20 protein-coding genes are annotated in these 13,627 nt (G+C 53.1%); 18 read left to right on the plus strand and 2 right to left on the minus strand.

Annotated elements, in window-relative coordinates:
• The first annotated feature begins 79 nt into the window (after window positions 1-79).
• From CR205_RS12260 to CR205_RS12335, 16 genes are all read left to right on the plus strand, one after another.
• A complete protein-coding gene (locus tag CR205_RS12260) occupies window positions 80-271 on the plus strand; it encodes a helix-turn-helix domain-containing protein (RefSeq protein ID WP_110520222.1) in 192 nt (63 codons plus the stop codon).
• A 227-nt stretch (window positions 272-498) separates the two neighbouring features.
• Window positions 499-1,488: an ATP-binding cassette domain-containing protein gene (locus CR205_RS12265; protein ID WP_407923569.1), complete on the plus strand. Its 990-nt coding sequence runs from the start codon at window positions 499-501 to the stop codon at window positions 1,486-1,488.
• Window positions 1,488-2,327: an ABC transporter permease gene (locus CR205_RS12270; RefSeq protein WP_110520226.1), complete on the plus strand. Its 840-nt coding sequence runs from the start codon at window positions 1,488-1,490 to the stop codon at window positions 2,325-2,327. The genes CR205_RS12265 and CR205_RS12270 overlap by 1 nt, the downstream gene beginning before the upstream one ends.
• A 636-nt stretch (window positions 2,328-2,963) precedes the next feature.
• The gene (locus CR205_RS12275; protein ID WP_110520228.1) at window positions 2,964-3,926 is read left to right on the plus strand and encodes a sugar-binding transcriptional regulator; all 963 of its coding nucleotides are present in this window, start codon (window positions 2,964-2,966) and stop codon (window positions 3,924-3,926) included.
• 13 nt (window positions 3,927-3,939) lie between these two features.
• Window positions 3,940-4,620: a phosphate propanoyltransferase gene (locus tag CR205_RS12280; protein WP_110520229.1), complete on the plus strand. Its 681-nt coding sequence runs from the start codon at window positions 3,940-3,942 to the stop codon at window positions 4,618-4,620.
• Between the two features lie 41 nt (window positions 4,621-4,661).
• The gene (locus CR205_RS12285) at window positions 4,662-5,372 is read left to right on the plus strand and encodes a hypothetical protein (protein WP_110520231.1); all 711 of its coding nucleotides are present in this window, start codon (window positions 4,662-4,664) and stop codon (window positions 5,370-5,372) included.
• The gene (locus CR205_RS12290; protein ID WP_110520233.1) at window positions 5,369-5,671 is read left to right on the plus strand and encodes a EutN/CcmL family microcompartment protein; all 303 of its coding nucleotides are present in this window, start codon (window positions 5,369-5,371) and stop codon (window positions 5,669-5,671) included. The genes CR205_RS12285 and CR205_RS12290 overlap by 4 nt, the downstream gene beginning before the upstream one ends.
• Window positions 5,672-7,135: an aldehyde dehydrogenase family protein gene (locus CR205_RS12295; RefSeq protein WP_110520235.1), complete on the plus strand. Its 1,464-nt coding sequence runs from the start codon at window positions 5,672-5,674 to the stop codon at window positions 7,133-7,135.
• A gap of 198 nt (window positions 7,136-7,333) precedes the next feature.
• Complete coding sequence (locus tag CR205_RS12300; protein WP_110520937.1) at window positions 7,334-7,612, plus strand: BMC domain-containing protein; 279 nt, start codon at window positions 7,334-7,336, stop codon at window positions 7,610-7,612.
• A gap of 11 nt (window positions 7,613-7,623) precedes the next feature.
• Window positions 7,624-8,457 carry a triose-phosphate isomerase gene (gene tpiA, locus CR205_RS12305; protein WP_268877420.1) on the plus strand — a complete coding sequence of 278 codons (834 nt, stop codon included), beginning with the start codon at window positions 7,624-7,626 and terminating at the stop codon, window positions 8,455-8,457.
• A gap of 170 nt (window positions 8,458-8,627) precedes the next feature.
• Window positions 8,628-9,089, plus strand: a complete 462-nt coding sequence (gene rpiB, locus CR205_RS12310) for a ribose 5-phosphate isomerase B (RefSeq protein WP_110520237.1) — start codon at window positions 8,628-8,630, stop codon at window positions 9,087-9,089.
• A gap of 63 nt (window positions 9,090-9,152) precedes the next feature.
• Window positions 9,153-9,437, plus strand: a complete 285-nt coding sequence (locus CR205_RS12315; RefSeq protein ID WP_110520239.1) for a EutN/CcmL family microcompartment protein — start codon at window positions 9,153-9,155, stop codon at window positions 9,435-9,437.
• Between the two features lie 170 nt (window positions 9,438-9,607).
• Window positions 9,608-9,883: a BMC domain-containing protein gene (locus tag CR205_RS12320; RefSeq protein ID WP_110520241.1), complete on the plus strand. Its 276-nt coding sequence runs from the start codon at window positions 9,608-9,610 to the stop codon at window positions 9,881-9,883.
• Window positions 9,884-10,150, plus strand: coding sequence for a EutN/CcmL family microcompartment protein (locus tag CR205_RS12325; protein WP_110520243.1), 267 nt, complete (start codon window positions 9,884-9,886; stop codon window positions 10,148-10,150).
• 193 nt (window positions 10,151-10,343) lie between these two features.
• Complete coding sequence (gene deoC, locus CR205_RS12330) at window positions 10,344-10,991, plus strand: deoxyribose-phosphate aldolase (RefSeq protein ID WP_110520939.1); 648 nt, start codon at window positions 10,344-10,346, stop codon at window positions 10,989-10,991.
• 257 nt (window positions 10,992-11,248) lie between these two features.
• A complete protein-coding gene (locus CR205_RS12335; protein ID WP_110520245.1) occupies window positions 11,249-11,527 on the plus strand; it encodes a hypothetical protein in 279 nt (92 codons plus the stop codon).
• On the opposite strand, the gene CR205_RS12340 is transcribed toward CR205_RS12335, so the two are convergent.
• Together CR205_RS12340 and CR205_RS12345 are read right to left on the minus strand one after the other, a co-directional pair.
• The gene (locus tag CR205_RS12340) at window positions 11,509-11,784 is read right to left on the minus strand and encodes a hypothetical protein (RefSeq protein WP_142669895.1); all 276 of its coding nucleotides are present in this window, start codon (window positions 11,782-11,784) and stop codon (window positions 11,509-11,511) included. The two genes, CR205_RS12335 and CR205_RS12340, sit on opposite strands and share 19 nt — an antisense overlap.
• 81 nt (window positions 11,785-11,865) lie before the next feature.
• Window positions 11,866-12,648: a class I SAM-dependent methyltransferase gene (locus CR205_RS12345; RefSeq protein ID WP_110520249.1), complete on the minus strand. Its 783-nt coding sequence runs from the start codon at window positions 12,646-12,648 to the stop codon at window positions 11,866-11,868.
• A 138-nt stretch (window positions 12,649-12,786) separates the two neighbouring features.
• Between CR205_RS12345 and CR205_RS12350 the strand changes: the two genes are divergently transcribed.
• Together CR205_RS12350 and CR205_RS12355 are read left to right on the plus strand one after the other, a co-directional pair.
• Window positions 12,787-13,044 (plus strand): hypothetical protein, encoded by a 258-nt coding sequence (locus CR205_RS12350; RefSeq protein ID WP_110520251.1) that lies wholly within the window; start codon window positions 12,787-12,789, stop codon window positions 13,042-13,044.
• Between the two features lie 21 nt (window positions 13,045-13,065).
• The gene (locus CR205_RS12355; RefSeq protein ID WP_110520253.1) at window positions 13,066-13,617 is read left to right on the plus strand and encodes a short-chain dehydrogenase; all 552 of its coding nucleotides are present in this window, start codon (window positions 13,066-13,068) and stop codon (window positions 13,615-13,617) included.
• The last annotated feature ends 10 nt before the right edge of the window (window positions 13,618-13,627 follow it).

A 13,627-nucleotide genomic window follows, 5' to 3' on the forward strand; every position in this document is an offset into this window, starting at 1 on the left:
ATAGAGACCCTTATTGAAATTTTCTGAACTTACTAGTATACTTATTTGAAAGCGCTATCATTACATAGGGGGAATCTAGATGGCATCAGTAGCAGAACAGTTGAAGCAGGTAATGGACAACCGAAACCTCACGCCGGAACAGGTAGCCGAGAAAAGCGGTCTGTCCGCAGATGTGCTGCGGAACCTGGATGGACACATGGATGTAGCCGTCCTTGAAAGAATTTCAGCGAGTCTGAATGTAACGTTCCGGATCGGATCGTCTTCCATTTAAATGAATATGACGCACTGAAAAGCCTGAGGCAGACCCTCAGGCTTTTTTGCCGGAAAAAATCAGACTCCGGGCTGAGACAGGCCCGGACTCTGAGCTGATGCAGAAAAAGCCGGTTTTAGTCTATAATAAAAGTAGCTGCCGGGCAGGAAAAAGATGACTAACATGCCCAACGGCGAAATAAAGTGAAAAAGTGAGAGTAGAAGCAATTATAGAAGAGGGTGATTCAAGTGAGTCAGCATACAGCAGACGACCTGGCCATTGAAGCAAGAGGACTCGTCAAGGTGTTCGGAAAGCACCGGGCCGTGGACGGTGTGGACCTGAACATTAAGAAGGGGACGGTGTACGGATTTCTCGGACCGAACGGGGCCGGAAAAACAACGACAATCCGGATGCTGGCGACGCTTCTCCAGCCGGACGGCGGGGAAGCGCGCATTTTCGGGCACGACACCGTAAAGGAATCAGCAGAAGTAAGAAGCCGGATCAGCCTGACAGGGCAGTACGCCTCCATAGATGAGGATCTGACCGGAACGGAAAACTTGGTCCTCATGGGACGGCTCATGGGCTATACCCGCAAGCAGGCAAAAGCCCGAGCGGCTGAGCTGCTTCACGCCTTCGGTCTCGAGGACGCCGCGAAGCGACAGGTGAAAAAGTACTCCGGCGGGATGCGGCGACGTATTGATATTGCGGCAAGCATCGTGGTGACACCGGAACTTCTGTTTCTCGATGAGCCTACAACAGGGCTCGATCCCCGGAGCCGCAACCAGGTGTGGGATATCGTCCGCACACTTGTGAGCAGCGGAACCACGGTGCTCCTCACTACGCAGTATCTGGAGGAAGCCGACCAGCTTGCTGACCGGATCGCCGTTATTAATGAAGGAAAAATCATTGCAGAAGGCACGAGCGGTGAACTGAAAGCGTCAGTGGGAACAGGAACGCTTACGATCCGTCTCGCGGATCCGGCCGACCGGGAAAAAGCGAAGCTGGTGGTCGGGCAGGTGCTATCGGGGCAGGTGTTCGACTCAGCCGATGCTACTATTCTGACCGCAAACGTGTCAAACCCGTCTCTTGCTGCAGAAGTGCTCGGGAATCTTGGCCGTGAAGGGATCGAACTGAGCGATTTCTCACTCGGGCAGCCAAGTCTGGATGAAGTATTTCTGACGCTGACCGGTGATCCGGCAGAGGATAAATCAGAAAAAGCAAAGGAGGCGGGAGACTGATGGATACTGTACACGATGACCGCCAGGAAGTGCGGGATGAACATCTTCGGGAAGCGGTGGCTTCCAGTGAGCGGCCGAAACCGCCCAACGCTTTTTCCTCATGTATGACGTTTGGTTCCCGGTCGCTTTTGAGAATCAAGCACATTCCGGAGCAGCTGTTTGATGTAACGGTGTTTCCGATCATTTTTCTTCTGATGTTTACGTACCTGTTCGGCGGCGCTATTGCCGGCTCGACAGCGGAATATCTCCAGTTTCTCCTGCCCGGTATTCTTGTAATGACCGTGGCTCAGATTACGATGTACACAGGACTGGATATTAACAATGATATCCGCAAAGGCATCTTCGACCGCTTCCGGACACTTCCGGTCTGGCTGCCGTCCGCCCTGGTCGGCTCACTTCTCGTGGATACCGTGCGCTACACAGGTGCTTCCGCGGTCATGCTCGGCCTCGGCTACATTCTCGGCTTCCGTGCCGACGGCGGCCTGCTCGGCGTCCTGGCTGCTGTGGGAATTGTGCTGTTTTTCAGTTTCAGCATTTCCTGGGTATGGACGACACTCGGGATCATCATGCGCTCTGATAAATCGCTCATGATGGCCAGCTTTATGGTAATGTTTCCCCTCACGTTTGTGAGTAACGTGTTCGTGGATCCGAACACGCTTCCGGGCTGGCTGCAGGGCTTCGTAGATGTGAACCCGATTTCCATCCTCGTGGATGCGGTGCGCGGTCTTATGCACGGGCACGCAACCATTGAACAGATTGTCTGGGTATTTATCGTGTCAGGCATTTTTATCCTCATTTTTGCCCCGCTGACGATGTACCTTTACAGGAATAAGAAATAAGATTTTGTTCTGTAAGGACCCTGCCGGTTTGATTCGGCAGGGTCTTTGTTTGTGCGGGACTCACCTGCTGGATTAGGCATTAGATCAAAATGGAAAAGTGTTATGGTCCTGTTAAGCGAAAGTAAGGACATAACTCTGGAGAGAAAGAAAGAAATGTCCGGACTTTGCGAAAGTAAGGACATGACTCTGGAGAGAAAGAAAGAAATGTCCGGACTTTGCGAAAGTAAGGACAGAACTCGGGAATGAAAGAAAGAAATGTCCGGACTTTGCCAAAGTAAGGACATAACTCGGGAATGAAAGAAAGAAATGTCCGGACTTTGCCAAAGTAAGGACATAACTCGGGAATGAAAGAAAGAAATGTCCGGACTTTGTCAAAGTAAGGACATAACTCGAGAGTGAATGAACGATATGTCCGAACTTTGCGAAAGTAAGGACAGAACTCGCCTGTTACAAAAGTGGCGGCCTGATTATTGCGCAGTAAGTTACTCTCCTCCCCGCTTCCCAACCACTCATTTCCATTTGCACAAATTGTCCGAAAACAGTTGCTTATTTGAACTGTTCGTTTATAATGAAATTAAACATATGTTCATAAACAGATAAACAATTGTTCAGAACGACGCGAAGCGAGGAAAGTGTATGGATGCAACAAAGCTAAAGCGGATTGTCCGCGCCGCGAAAATGTACTATCAGCTCGATTACAGCCAGCAGCAGATCGCAGCGGAACTGGGGATTTCCAGGCCGTCAGTGTCGCGGCTGCTCCATGAAGCAAAGGAACAGGGCATCGTCCGCGTAGAGATCATCGATCCTACAGAGGACGCGGAAAAGCTGAGTGATGTGATACGCCGGCGTTACGGCCTTGCTGAATGCATAATTGTAAGCGCATCCAGTCGGGACGACGCCACGATCAAGACCGCCATCGGCAAAAGAGCCGCAGCCTACCTGAGAGATACGGTGAAGGACGGGGATACGATCGGCGCCACGTGGGGAACGACGCTCTATGAAGTGACTCGCCACCTCACGCCGAAGCATGTGAATGGCGTCAAGGTAGTTCAGCTGAACGGCGGCGTCAGCCATTCGGAAACGAACACATACGCCCACGATATTTTAAATCGTCTCGGAGAAACGTTCAGTACCGCACCGCATTTTCTCCCGCTCCCCGCAGTGGTGGATCATCCGGTCGTGAAAGAGGCGATTGTGGCCGACAGGCATATCAGGCGGACGCTTGATCTCGGGAAAAAAGCGAATCTGGCCCTGATCACAGTCGGGGACCGGACCGACAATTCCTCCCTGGTGCAGGCCGGCTATTTTACCGAGGAAGATCTAAAAGTCCTGAAGGAAAAAGGAGCAGCAGGCGATATCTGCTCCACCTTTATTGACCGCTCAGGCAGGATCTGCAATGAGACACTTGCAGCCCGCACCATTGGAATTGAGCTTGATGATCTGCGGAAAAAAGAGCGGTCCGTACTCGTGGCAGGCGGACTGAACAAAGTGGAGGGCATTATCGGGGCACTCAACGGCGGCTACGCCAACGTACTGATCACGGACCAGTTCACAGCAGAGAGCATGGTTGAGCGCCAGACCGGGGAGGCTCCCGCTTGAAAGGAGGAAGGCGATGAACGAATCTCATCTACGAAAACTGATTCAGCAGGCCGTTGTTCAGACACTTGAAAAAGAGTCGGGAAGCGCGCAGGAAAATCAGGCAGACACTACGCTAAAGCCCGGGCAGGTTCCGGTTGCCGTATCGAACCGGCACATCCACCTCTCGGAAATCGCGGTGGAACGCCTGTTCGGAAAAGGGCACCAGCTGACAAAAAAGAAAAACCTCTCCCAGCCGGGACAGTTTGCGGCAGAGGAAACCGTCACGCTGATCGGACCTAAAGGCCGGATCGAACGGGTCCGTGTTCTCGGTCCGGCAAGAGGTGCTACCCAGGTGGAGGTGAGTCTCTACGACGGCTTCACCTTTGGAGTGACCCCGCCGGTAAGAAGTTCAGGTGACATTGAAGGAACCCCGGGAATTAAAATTCAGGGCCCGCGCGGCCAGCTAACCATCGATAAAGGCCTCATCTGCGCAGCCCGGCACATTCATATGCACCCGGATGACGCAGCCCAGTTCGGCGTAAAGGACGGGGATCTGGTTCAAATTATGGTGAACAGTGAACGGCCGCTGACATTTGACCGGACACTCATCCGTGTGTCGGAAAAATACAAACTTGAGATGCACATTGATCTCGATGAAGCCAATGCGGCCGGGATCAAGCAGGGAGCCGTGGGCGAACTGAAACCAGGCACGTAAGAGAAGCCTTGTTTTATTTTCCCGAAAGGAGGGGGCAGCATTTGAGAGAGCAGATTGCGGCACTCGTTCAGGAAGCGGTAAAGGATTTTTTTAGAGGATCGGGGCAGAAAGCCAGACGCAGAAACGTTCTCGTCCTGCTGGACTATGAATCTCTGAATCCTGCGCAAGTGCACGCACATTTGAAAGCGCTCACAGCGCAGCATAACGTGACGATGTACGCGGGGGAGAGCTGGCGCCAGTCGTTTCCCGAAGCCCGGGCGCTTGAAGAAGCAGGGCGGAAAGAGCTTACGGAAGCGGCCGAGGCGGAGGAAGTGGTGTACATACCAGTGGCGAGCCACGGATTTCTTGCCAAGCTGGCGCTCACGATCGACGACGAACCGATCGCGGAGACTGCGATTGCCCTGCAACTGGCGGGACGGACGTTCCTCGTAGCTGACGATGACCTGGTGCTCCGCTCGTACAGACGATTGTTTGCCAGACCGGCGGTTGAGAAGCGGATCACCGGATACATGCGCCAGGCGAGAGAGGACGGAGCTGTTTTCACGAACCTGGATAAAGCAGTGCAGCGGCTTGGGGCAATGAAGCCTCACGAGCCGAAACGGCCTCTCGTCCTTGCCTCCCATGTGGAGGAGGCGGAGCGCAACGGGGAAACGGAGCTCGTAGTCCCGGAAAAAACGCTCGTCACACCGATGGGGAGGGACCGGGCACGCGAGCTCGGCGTCGCCATCAGAAAAGAGGGGGACCCGTCATGATGATTGGAAGAGTAGTCGGCAGCGTCGTATCAACGACCAAGGCCGAGAAACTCAATGGAAAAAAGATGCTCGTCGTCCAGCCTCTCGATATGGTCACGATTGAACCGGACGGCAAGCCGCTCGTATCTATTGATACGGTCGGCTCCGGAACCGGTGAGGTTGTGATGGTCGTAGGCGGAAGCTCTGCCAGGCAGACGGCGATTACGAAAGATACACCTGTCGATTCGGCCATTGTGGGCGTGATTGACCACGTGGAAATTGACGGGAAGCGGACCTTTGAATCAGGAGGGAGCGAATAGATGAGTATTTCGGAAAAAGATATTCAGAAGCTGGTCGAGCAGGTTGTTTCCAAAGTGACAGCCGGCGAGCCGGGTGAAGCGTCGAAGGAGTCCTGCGGCTGTGGCTGCGGGGGCAATGCTGACGCTTCGGGTCAGTGCATCACGCTTGAAAAAGGCGTGTTCGCCACAGTCGATGAAGCCGTGGCAGCAGCCCAAAAAGCAGAAATTGAATTCAGTACAACATCACTTAAGACACGTAAAAAGATGATCGAAAACATGCGCGCCGTAAGCCGAAAGCACGCCCGTGAACTGGCGGAACTGGCGGTGGAGGAAACAGGTCTTGGTCGGGTAGAGGATAAAGTCGCGAAGAACCTTCTCGCTGCCGACAAAACACCGGGCACAGAAGACCTGACAAGCACGACTTACACCGGGGACGACGGCCTCACGCTCGTAGAGTATGCCCCGCTCGGTGTTGTCGGATCAATTACGCCGACCACAAACCCGGGCGCCACGATTATTAACAACAGCCTCTCCCTCGTGGCTGCAGGCAACACGGTTGTCTACAACCCGCACCCGAGTGCGAAGCGCGTATCGCTTCGGGCGATGCAGCTGTTAAACGAAGCCATCGTTGAAGCAGGCGGACCGGCAAACGTGCTTACTTCCGTTTCTGAACCGTCCATCGACACGAGTGGCGAAGTGATGAATCACACAGGCATCCGCGCACTTGTTGTCACAGGCGGCGGTGCGGTCGTGAAAGCGGCCATGAGCACCGGGAAAAAAGTCATTGCAGCCGGGCCGGGTAACCCGCCGGTTGTGGTGGACGAAACGGCGATTCTGGAAAAAGCAGCCCGGGACATCGTCACCGGCGCAAGCTTTGACAACAACGTGCTCTGCACAGCGGAAAAAGAAGTGTTCGTCGTGGACCGCGTGGCACACAAGCTGAAAACGGAGATGACGAAAAACGGCGCCTTTGAACTGAAAGGCTTCCAGCTCGATAAAGTGTTAAAAACCGTCATGGTGGAAAAAGACGGCCACCGTTTTCCGAACAAGGATTTCGTCGGTAAAGACGCAGCGGTCATTCTTGAAGCAGCGGGGATTAAAGCGGATCCTTCCGTGCGCCTTCTGATTTGCGAAACAGGAGCTGATCACCCGCTCGTGACAACGGAGATGCTCATGCCGATCGTCCCGATCGTCAAAGTCCGCGATGTGGATACGGCGATTGCCGAAGCGGTCAAAGCAGAAAAAGGCAACCGCCACACCGCGGTCATGCACTCCCAGAACGTGACGAACCTGACGAAAATGGCTCAGCGGATCCAGGCAACAATCTTTGTGAAAAACGGACCGTCCGTCAGCGGACTCGGCTATAACAGTGAAGGTTTTACCACCCTCACAATCGCCGGCCCGACAGGGGAAGGACTCACATCGCCGAAGACATTCACCCGTCAGCGCCGATGCGTTCTTGTCGACGGACTCCGGATCATATAAGGATGGTGACATGCTGTGAGCGCAGATAACCAGTCTCAGACACAGACCGAGGAAAAAAAGAAACCGGCACGCCGCGGACGGCCGAAGAAGGCCGTTGCTGAAGCGAAGCCGGCTCAACCGGAAACACCGAAAGCCAAGCAGGACATTACGCAGGAGCCGCCTGCAAAAAAAGCGGCTGATACTAAAGGAGGAAGAACAATGAACAGAGAAGCACTGGGCATGATCGAAACAAGAGGACTAGTAGGAGCAATTGAAGCAGCGGACGCGATGGTCAAAGCGGCGAACGTACAGCTTGTAGGAAGAGAACTCGTAGGCGGCGGACTTGTCAGTGTCCTCGTACGCGGAGATGTCGGCGCAGTAAAAGCAGCTACGGAAGCAGGAGCTGAAGCCGCCCAGCGTGTTGGCGAACTCACTTCTGTACACGTGATCCCTCGCCCGAACGGCGAAGTGGAAGCCATCATCCCGAAATCGGAATAGGCTGACCGTTTATGACGGAATCAATGGAACAATACATCCGCTCACTCGTGGAAAAAAGCGTGCAGGGCGTACTCGCTGATGGCACGGTAAACGAAAGCGGCAGACGGGGGCTTGTGATCGGCAACTGGAAAATGAACATGTCGATTGAAGAGGCCGCACTGCTGTTTGAAGGCATGAAAGGTGAAGCGCCCGCGTGTGACGTGGCCGTCTGTCCGCCCTTTCCTCTTCTTTATCCGGTCAAAGTGATGCTCGCCCAGTTTCAGGATCAGATTGTTCTCGGTGCCCAGAACATGCACTGGGCCGATCAAGGCGCCCATACCGGGGAAGTTTCAGCCTCAATGCTGAAAGAACTGGACTGCCGTTACGTGATCCTCGGTCACTCCGAGCGCCGGCAGGCAGGAGAGACAGATGAGGAAGTTAACCTCAAAGTAAAACAGGCTCTCTCTGAAGGGCTCCAGCCGGTCCTCTGCGTCGGCGAGACGAAAGAGGAGCGGGAACAGGGACGGAGCGGAGAAGTCGTTATCAGCCAGCTTCACGCCGGTCTTGATGGCGTAGAGAACGTGAACAGCGTTGTTGTCGCCTACGAACCGGTCTGGGCGATCGGCACAGGACTTGCCGCCACACCTGAACAGGCGCAGGACGTACACCGGACGATCCGGCAGACGCTCACGAATCAGTTCGGCGATGCTGCAGCCCGCGTGCCGCTTCTTTACGGTGGATCAGTCAAAGCAGACAACGCCCTGAGTCTGGCAGTCATGGATGATATCGACGGCGCGCTCGTCGGCGGTGCCAGCCTGATTGCAGTAGAATTCAAAGGCGTCATTGACGGATTTTCCAGAGGGTAGCCGAGCTGAGCCGTGAGGGCAGTCTGCGCTGTCCGGCTGTCTGTCTCAAAACGAGGATTTTTTGATACATCGAAAGATTTATAGATAAACCCAGAAATTTATAGATAAACCGCAAAACTTACTGAATAAACCAATCTTCCTGAAAAGAAAACCGGAAAGGAGGACACCTGATGAAAAAGAAAGTAGCCATCGCAAGCGACCATGGCGGCTTCGAGCTCAAGGAAACAATCAAAAAGCAGCTCACCGAGCTAGGATACGAATATCTCGATTTCGGCTGCCATAACGGTGAATCTGTCGACTATCCGGACATCGCGTTCCTCGTCGGCGAATGCGTTGCCACACACGACGACTATATGGGGATCATCATCGACGGTGCCGGCATCGGCAGCGGGATGACCGCCAACAAAATTCCCGGCGTACGCTGTGCGGTTTGCTGGGACCTGTCCTCAGTCATTAACAGCCGCGACCACAACAACGCCAACGTTCTCTCGATCGGCGGCCAGTCCCTCGGGGCCGGCGTAGCCAAACAGATGGTGCAGACGTGGCTTGAAACGGAATTTTCCGGCGGCCGCCACGACCGACGCGTCACAAAGATTATGGAAATCGAAAGCCGGTTTATTAAGCGGAGCTGACCCGACAACCAAAGCGGGCCACGCCCACGCCATTGAGCCCGCAAAAGAAGGAAGGTTTTGCTTATGTTTATCGGAAAAGTCGTTGGGAACGTCGTCTGTACACATAAAGATCCGAGCCTGACAGGCATCAAGCTCATGGTGGTCCATCCGCTGAAAGATGACCTGACCCCAAAAGGCAAGCCGATTATCGCCATCGACACTGTCGGACAGGCCGGATACGGAGACATCGTATACTTAGCCAAGAGCGGGGAATCGGGCATGCCGCTCAAAAAAGACATGGTCGCATCCGACGCCGGTATTATGGGCATCATCGACCACTACTATATCGAAGAAAAAAAGCAGAATTAACAAGGAGCGAAAGGCGGCGACTCCAGCGGGAAAAGCAACAGGCGAAGACCCCGGAGGGTGATTTTTCCGAGGAGGCTGAGGCGTTGCCCGCGGAAAGCGTCCGCCTGCAGCGGAATTAATCAGCAATTAAAGAAAGATCAAAACTCAAGAACTCAAGGGAGGAAACAATAATGAATAACGCACTTGGAATGATCGAAACTAAAGGACTTGTAGGAGCAGTAGAAGCAGCAGACGCAATGATGAAAGCAGCAAACGTAACACTCGTAGGAAAAGTAAACGTCGGCGGCGGCCTTGTAACCGTAATGGTTCGCGGCGATGTAGGAGCAGTAAAAGCAGCAACAGAAGCAGGAGCAGACGCAGCAGGACGCGTAGGTGAATTCCTTTCTGTACACGTAATTCCGCGCCCTCACCAGGAAGTTGAAAAAGTTCTTCCACAGTCTGAATAAATGAAACTGGCAAAAGTGATCGGAAACGTCGTCGCCACAGTGAAAACCGAAAGTCATCAAAATACGAAGATGATGGTGGTTGAGCCGGTCGACCAGACCGGCGCATCCATCGGCGGATCATTTCTCGCTGTGGACGGTGCCCAGGCAGGCATCGGCGACACCGTACTGATTATTGAAGAAGGAGGCTCCGCCCGGGCCATCATGGGCAATCCGGAAGGAGCTGTGGACGCCATCATCGCAGGCGTCGTCGATCGACTAGAAGAATAAACATCGGAGGTGAGTTCAGGTGAGTACAAATATGGATCAACTAGTAAAACAAATCACCGATCAGGTGATGCAGCAGATTACAAACGCAGGCGCGGCGGAAAAAGCATCCCAGAATACCGCCACAAAACCGGCTCAGGGAGCATCTTCAAACTTTAACTCCAGCAGCCTTGTAACCGGTGCGGAAATTGCCCGTATGATTGATCATACCCTACTGAAACCTGAAAGTACGAAAGACCAGATCGTGAAACTTTGTGAAGAAGCAAAAGAATATAAATTTGCCACAGTATGTGTGAATCCTTCCTGGATTCCAACAGCCGCAGCAGAACTCGCTGGCTCTGACGTGGGCATTACGACAGTTGTCGGATTCCCACTCGGCGCGTCCACGACGTTCTCGAAAATGACAGAAACCCGTGACGCACTTGCATCCGGCGCGACTGAGATTGATATGGTAGCCAACATCGGCGCCCTGAAATCCGGCGATTACGAGCAGGTGAAGCAGGACATCGCAGGTGTGGTCCATGCGGCAAACGGCCAGGCTCCAGTGAAAGTCATCATCGAAACCGGCTACCTGACAGAAGAAGAAAAGAAGAAAGCGTGCATGCTGTCCAAAATGGCAGGCGCTGACTTCGTCAAAACATCCACAGGCTTTGGGCCGGGATGTGCAACTCCGGAAGACATCAGACTCATGCGTGAAGCCGTCGGTCCTGACTTGGGTGTAAAAGCGAGCGCGTGCGTACGTGACCTCGATACTGCCCGCAAAATGGTACAGGCAGGCGCCACACGGATCGGTGCGTCAGCCGGGATCGCCATCGTTACAGGCGGTAAAGGCGAAGGATATTAATGAAAAAGACTGTCCCTCACTAGCAGGGGACAGTCCTTTTTATGGATTATGATAAGTAAAACTCCAAACAGCCCAGGAGGCTTTACATCAATCCAGAGAAATCATAACAGTCCGCTGACTGGTCATCGTTTCTTTCTATGTCCAGCTGGCACCACAGCTTTCACACGTTGGCATAGGACGCATCAGCTCCTTTAAATGATTTTATTGCCATTTCCGCAATTCAGCCTTATGATAAGAAGAAAAAGAGGTGGATGAATATGGAAATGGCTGTTGTGATCATTTTTGCTGTGCTGATCGCAGGATTATCTCTTAAAAGAAAGAAAAAATCAGCCGCAACGATGAAAGGCGAATATCTAGCTGCTGTTGCCGGCGTTTCCGTCATCATCATCATATCCCTTGTATTCCCGCCGGGAGAGAACAGCTGGTTTACTCCGGCGGCCTTTGCGCTGCTCATTATTCTGATTCTCCGTTACCGGTATGATCTGATGAAAGAGCGGCGCAAAACAGCTGCTGGTCCTCAGGGAGAGGACAGGTGATCCAATTCCTTACGGTTTTGAATTCCTTTTATAGTAAGGGTAATGAGAACGGCCAAGATGAGTACGATCACAGTAAACACGGTGAACACAGAATAAAACAGGTTCTCAGCTGTTAATCTTCCATAAAATCCGAACTCTGCCACAATGTGTGCAAGAGCATAGACGACCAGGGTAATGACGGGGTTTAACCATCCGTTTTCTGTTTTCAGCTGGACTGCGGCCCCGCACGCAAGAGCTGCGAGGGGGACCAGAATCAAGTAAACAAGAATACCTTCAGCGATAACGATACACAACCTTTCAAAAGTTGGTTACAGTACTTTCAGGCATCTTAAGGCCTGTCAGTATTTTTCCGCCACAATAAACAGATAATCACCGCGGCTGCTGCGGTAGCGGGAGCGGACCTCTTCAATTCGGCCTGATTCAATGTCTTCTTTCAGGCGCCGGCAGCCTTCCGCGACTTCTTCTTCTGATGCGAGACTTGAAAATGTCGACATTCCTGCGCGCACGTCCGGATCGAGATACATAGACGGATCAAACTTTCCGCTGTACAAAAAGAAGTCCTGCAAATCAGGCTGTACGAGAAATGACTCGTGGCCGACAATCCGAAACCCTGCCTGCATCAGTGTGCGGTTCACTTCCTTCGGCATGGGCATCTGGCTGGCAGACTCGTCAACCGCCTTCGGAAAATACTCCTTCAGCCAGTAACGGTCCATCTGTTCCGGGGCGGAGGTAAAGATAACGAAACGTCCGCGGCTGAGCACACGAAAAGTTTCCTTGAATGCAGGAAGCAGTGTCTTGAAGTGGTGGATGGCGAGCGTACAGACAGCACCGTCAAATTGACCATCCTCATACGGAAGCTGAGCAGCATCCGCCTCATCCCACACAACGGAAGATAACTTTTCCCGCGCCTGGTCCAGCATCTGCCCGGAAAGGTCGCAGCCGGTCATATGAAGTCCCGTCTGCTCAAGTGCAACCGTGTAGTTCCCCGTGCCGCAGGCCACATCCAGCACCTGCGCATCATCTTTCAGCTGCAAGTGTCCCCTGAGTCTCCGGGTTATCTCCGGATCCGCCTGCCTCGTGGTGTCATATCCTTTACCGATTTGATTATAGAGCACGCTCATGCGAAGCCTCCCATTGTTACGTTTTTTCACAATCTAAATTAATCGTACCACGTAGCTTTCTTTCCGTCCAAACTGTTTGAATGTTGTGATAGAATAGGAGTAATTTCCATTATTATGACAGCGGAGGAGAGCCGTTCCATGTTTTTTCCGTTATTTCTTCTTATGATTTTGTTCAGTGTGGCCGCTTATGCTGCGGCCGGTGGTGAGCGAAAAGGCGTGAAGTTTGCGCTCAGCCTGATCCTATCCCTGCTGTCTGCAACCATTATTTATGGGACCCAGATGGCTCTTGTTGCAGAACTTTACGGCATCCCTGCAGTGATTCCTTTTATTATTCTGCCGGCAGCGGCGTTTGTCCTTTTCCAGCTGCTGCTTTACGACATTAAATCCTTTGGCTAGAAGCAGATCGGAGGAGATGAAATGAAACATGCCATTGTGATCGGGGGAACCGGGATGCTCCAGGAGGCGTCAGCCTGGCTGAACCGGCAGGGGTACCAACTTTCAGTTGTCGCAAGAAACGAGGCCAGGCTTGCCTCGCTCGGAAGAATTCTTGAGGATCCGGAAGCGTACACGCCTGTGTCGCTCGACTATAAAAACACCGAAGTCCTGCGGGAGGCGGTCAGGAATCTGCAGAAAAAGCACAGCCCGGCAGATCTGATTGTCGCCTGGATTCACTCAACTGCACCTGGGGCACTGCGCGCTGTTATTAGGGAAGTGGATCAGCAGCAGAGCAGTGACTGGCGGCTCATTCATGTCCTTGGAAGCAGTACCAGCCTTGAGGCAATCAGACAAAAGATTGATGTACCGGCCTCCTGCGCTTATCAGCAGGTACAGCTCGGTTTTGTCAGGGAAAACAGCCGTAGCCGCTGGCTTACGCACAGGGAGATTTCCCAGGCCGTGATCGGTTCGATGGGATCCAATAACGCCGTGACTGTCGTTGGAATCCTCGAGCCGTGGGAAGAAAGACCTTAATCTGAGAGAA

This window comes from Alteribacter lacisalsi, assembly GCF_003226345.1.
Classification (GTDB): domain Bacteria; phylum Bacillota; class Bacilli; order Bacillales; family Salisediminibacteriaceae; genus Alteribacter; species Alteribacter lacisalsi.

What these genes read in the sequence shown, in the direction of transcription:
- CR205_RS12345 (WP_110520249.1), bottom strand. Translation starts at nt 12,648, where the DNA reads ATGAGCGTGCTCTATAATCAAATCGGTAAAGGATATGACACCACGAGG.
- CR205_RS12300 (WP_110520937.1), top strand. Translation starts at nt 7,334, where the DNA reads ATGAACAGAGAAGCACTGGGCATGATCGAAACAAGAGGACTAGTAGGA.
- rpiB (WP_110520237.1), top strand. Translation starts at nt 8,628, where the DNA reads ATGAAAAAGAAAGTAGCCATCGCAAGCGACCATGGCGGCTTCGAGCTC.
- CR205_RS12325 (WP_110520243.1), top strand. Translation starts at nt 9,884, where the DNA reads ATGAAACTGGCAAAAGTGATCGGAAACGTCGTCGCCACAGTGAAAACC.
- tpiA (WP_268877420.1), top strand. Translation starts at nt 7,624, where the DNA reads ATGACGGAATCAATGGAACAATACATCCGCTCACTCGTGGAAAAAAGC.
- deoC (WP_110520939.1), top strand. Translation starts at nt 10,344, where the DNA reads ATGATTGATCATACCCTACTGAAACCTGAAAGTACGAAAGACCAGATC.
- CR205_RS12280 (WP_110520229.1), top strand. Translation starts at nt 3,940, where the DNA reads ATGAACGAATCTCATCTACGAAAACTGATTCAGCAGGCCGTTGTTCAG.
- CR205_RS12315 (WP_110520239.1), top strand. Translation starts at nt 9,153, where the DNA reads ATGTTTATCGGAAAAGTCGTTGGGAACGTCGTCTGTACACATAAAGAT.
- CR205_RS12260 (WP_110520222.1), top strand. Translation starts at nt 80, where the DNA reads ATGGCATCAGTAGCAGAACAGTTGAAGCAGGTAATGGACAACCGAAAC.
- CR205_RS12270 (WP_110520226.1), top strand. Translation starts at nt 1,488, where the DNA reads ATGGATACTGTACACGATGACCGCCAGGAAGTGCGGGATGAACATCTT.
- CR205_RS12320 (WP_110520241.1), top strand. Translation starts at nt 9,608, where the DNA reads ATGAATAACGCACTTGGAATGATCGAAACTAAAGGACTTGTAGGAGCA.
- CR205_RS12350 (WP_110520251.1), top strand. Translation starts at nt 12,787, where the DNA reads ATGTTTTTTCCGTTATTTCTTCTTATGATTTTGTTCAGTGTGGCCGCT.
- CR205_RS12295 (WP_110520235.1), top strand. Translation starts at nt 5,672, where the DNA reads ATGAGTATTTCGGAAAAAGATATTCAGAAGCTGGTCGAGCAGGTTGTT.
- CR205_RS12275 (WP_110520228.1), top strand. Translation starts at nt 2,964, where the DNA reads ATGGATGCAACAAAGCTAAAGCGGATTGTCCGCGCCGCGAAAATGTAC.
- CR205_RS12290 (WP_110520233.1), top strand. Translation starts at nt 5,369, where the DNA reads ATGATGATTGGAAGAGTAGTCGGCAGCGTCGTATCAACGACCAAGGCC.
- CR205_RS12335 (WP_110520245.1), top strand. Translation starts at nt 11,249, where the DNA reads ATGGAAATGGCTGTTGTGATCATTTTTGCTGTGCTGATCGCAGGATTA.
- CR205_RS12355 (WP_110520253.1), top strand. Translation starts at nt 13,066, where the DNA reads ATGAAACATGCCATTGTGATCGGGGGAACCGGGATGCTCCAGGAGGCG.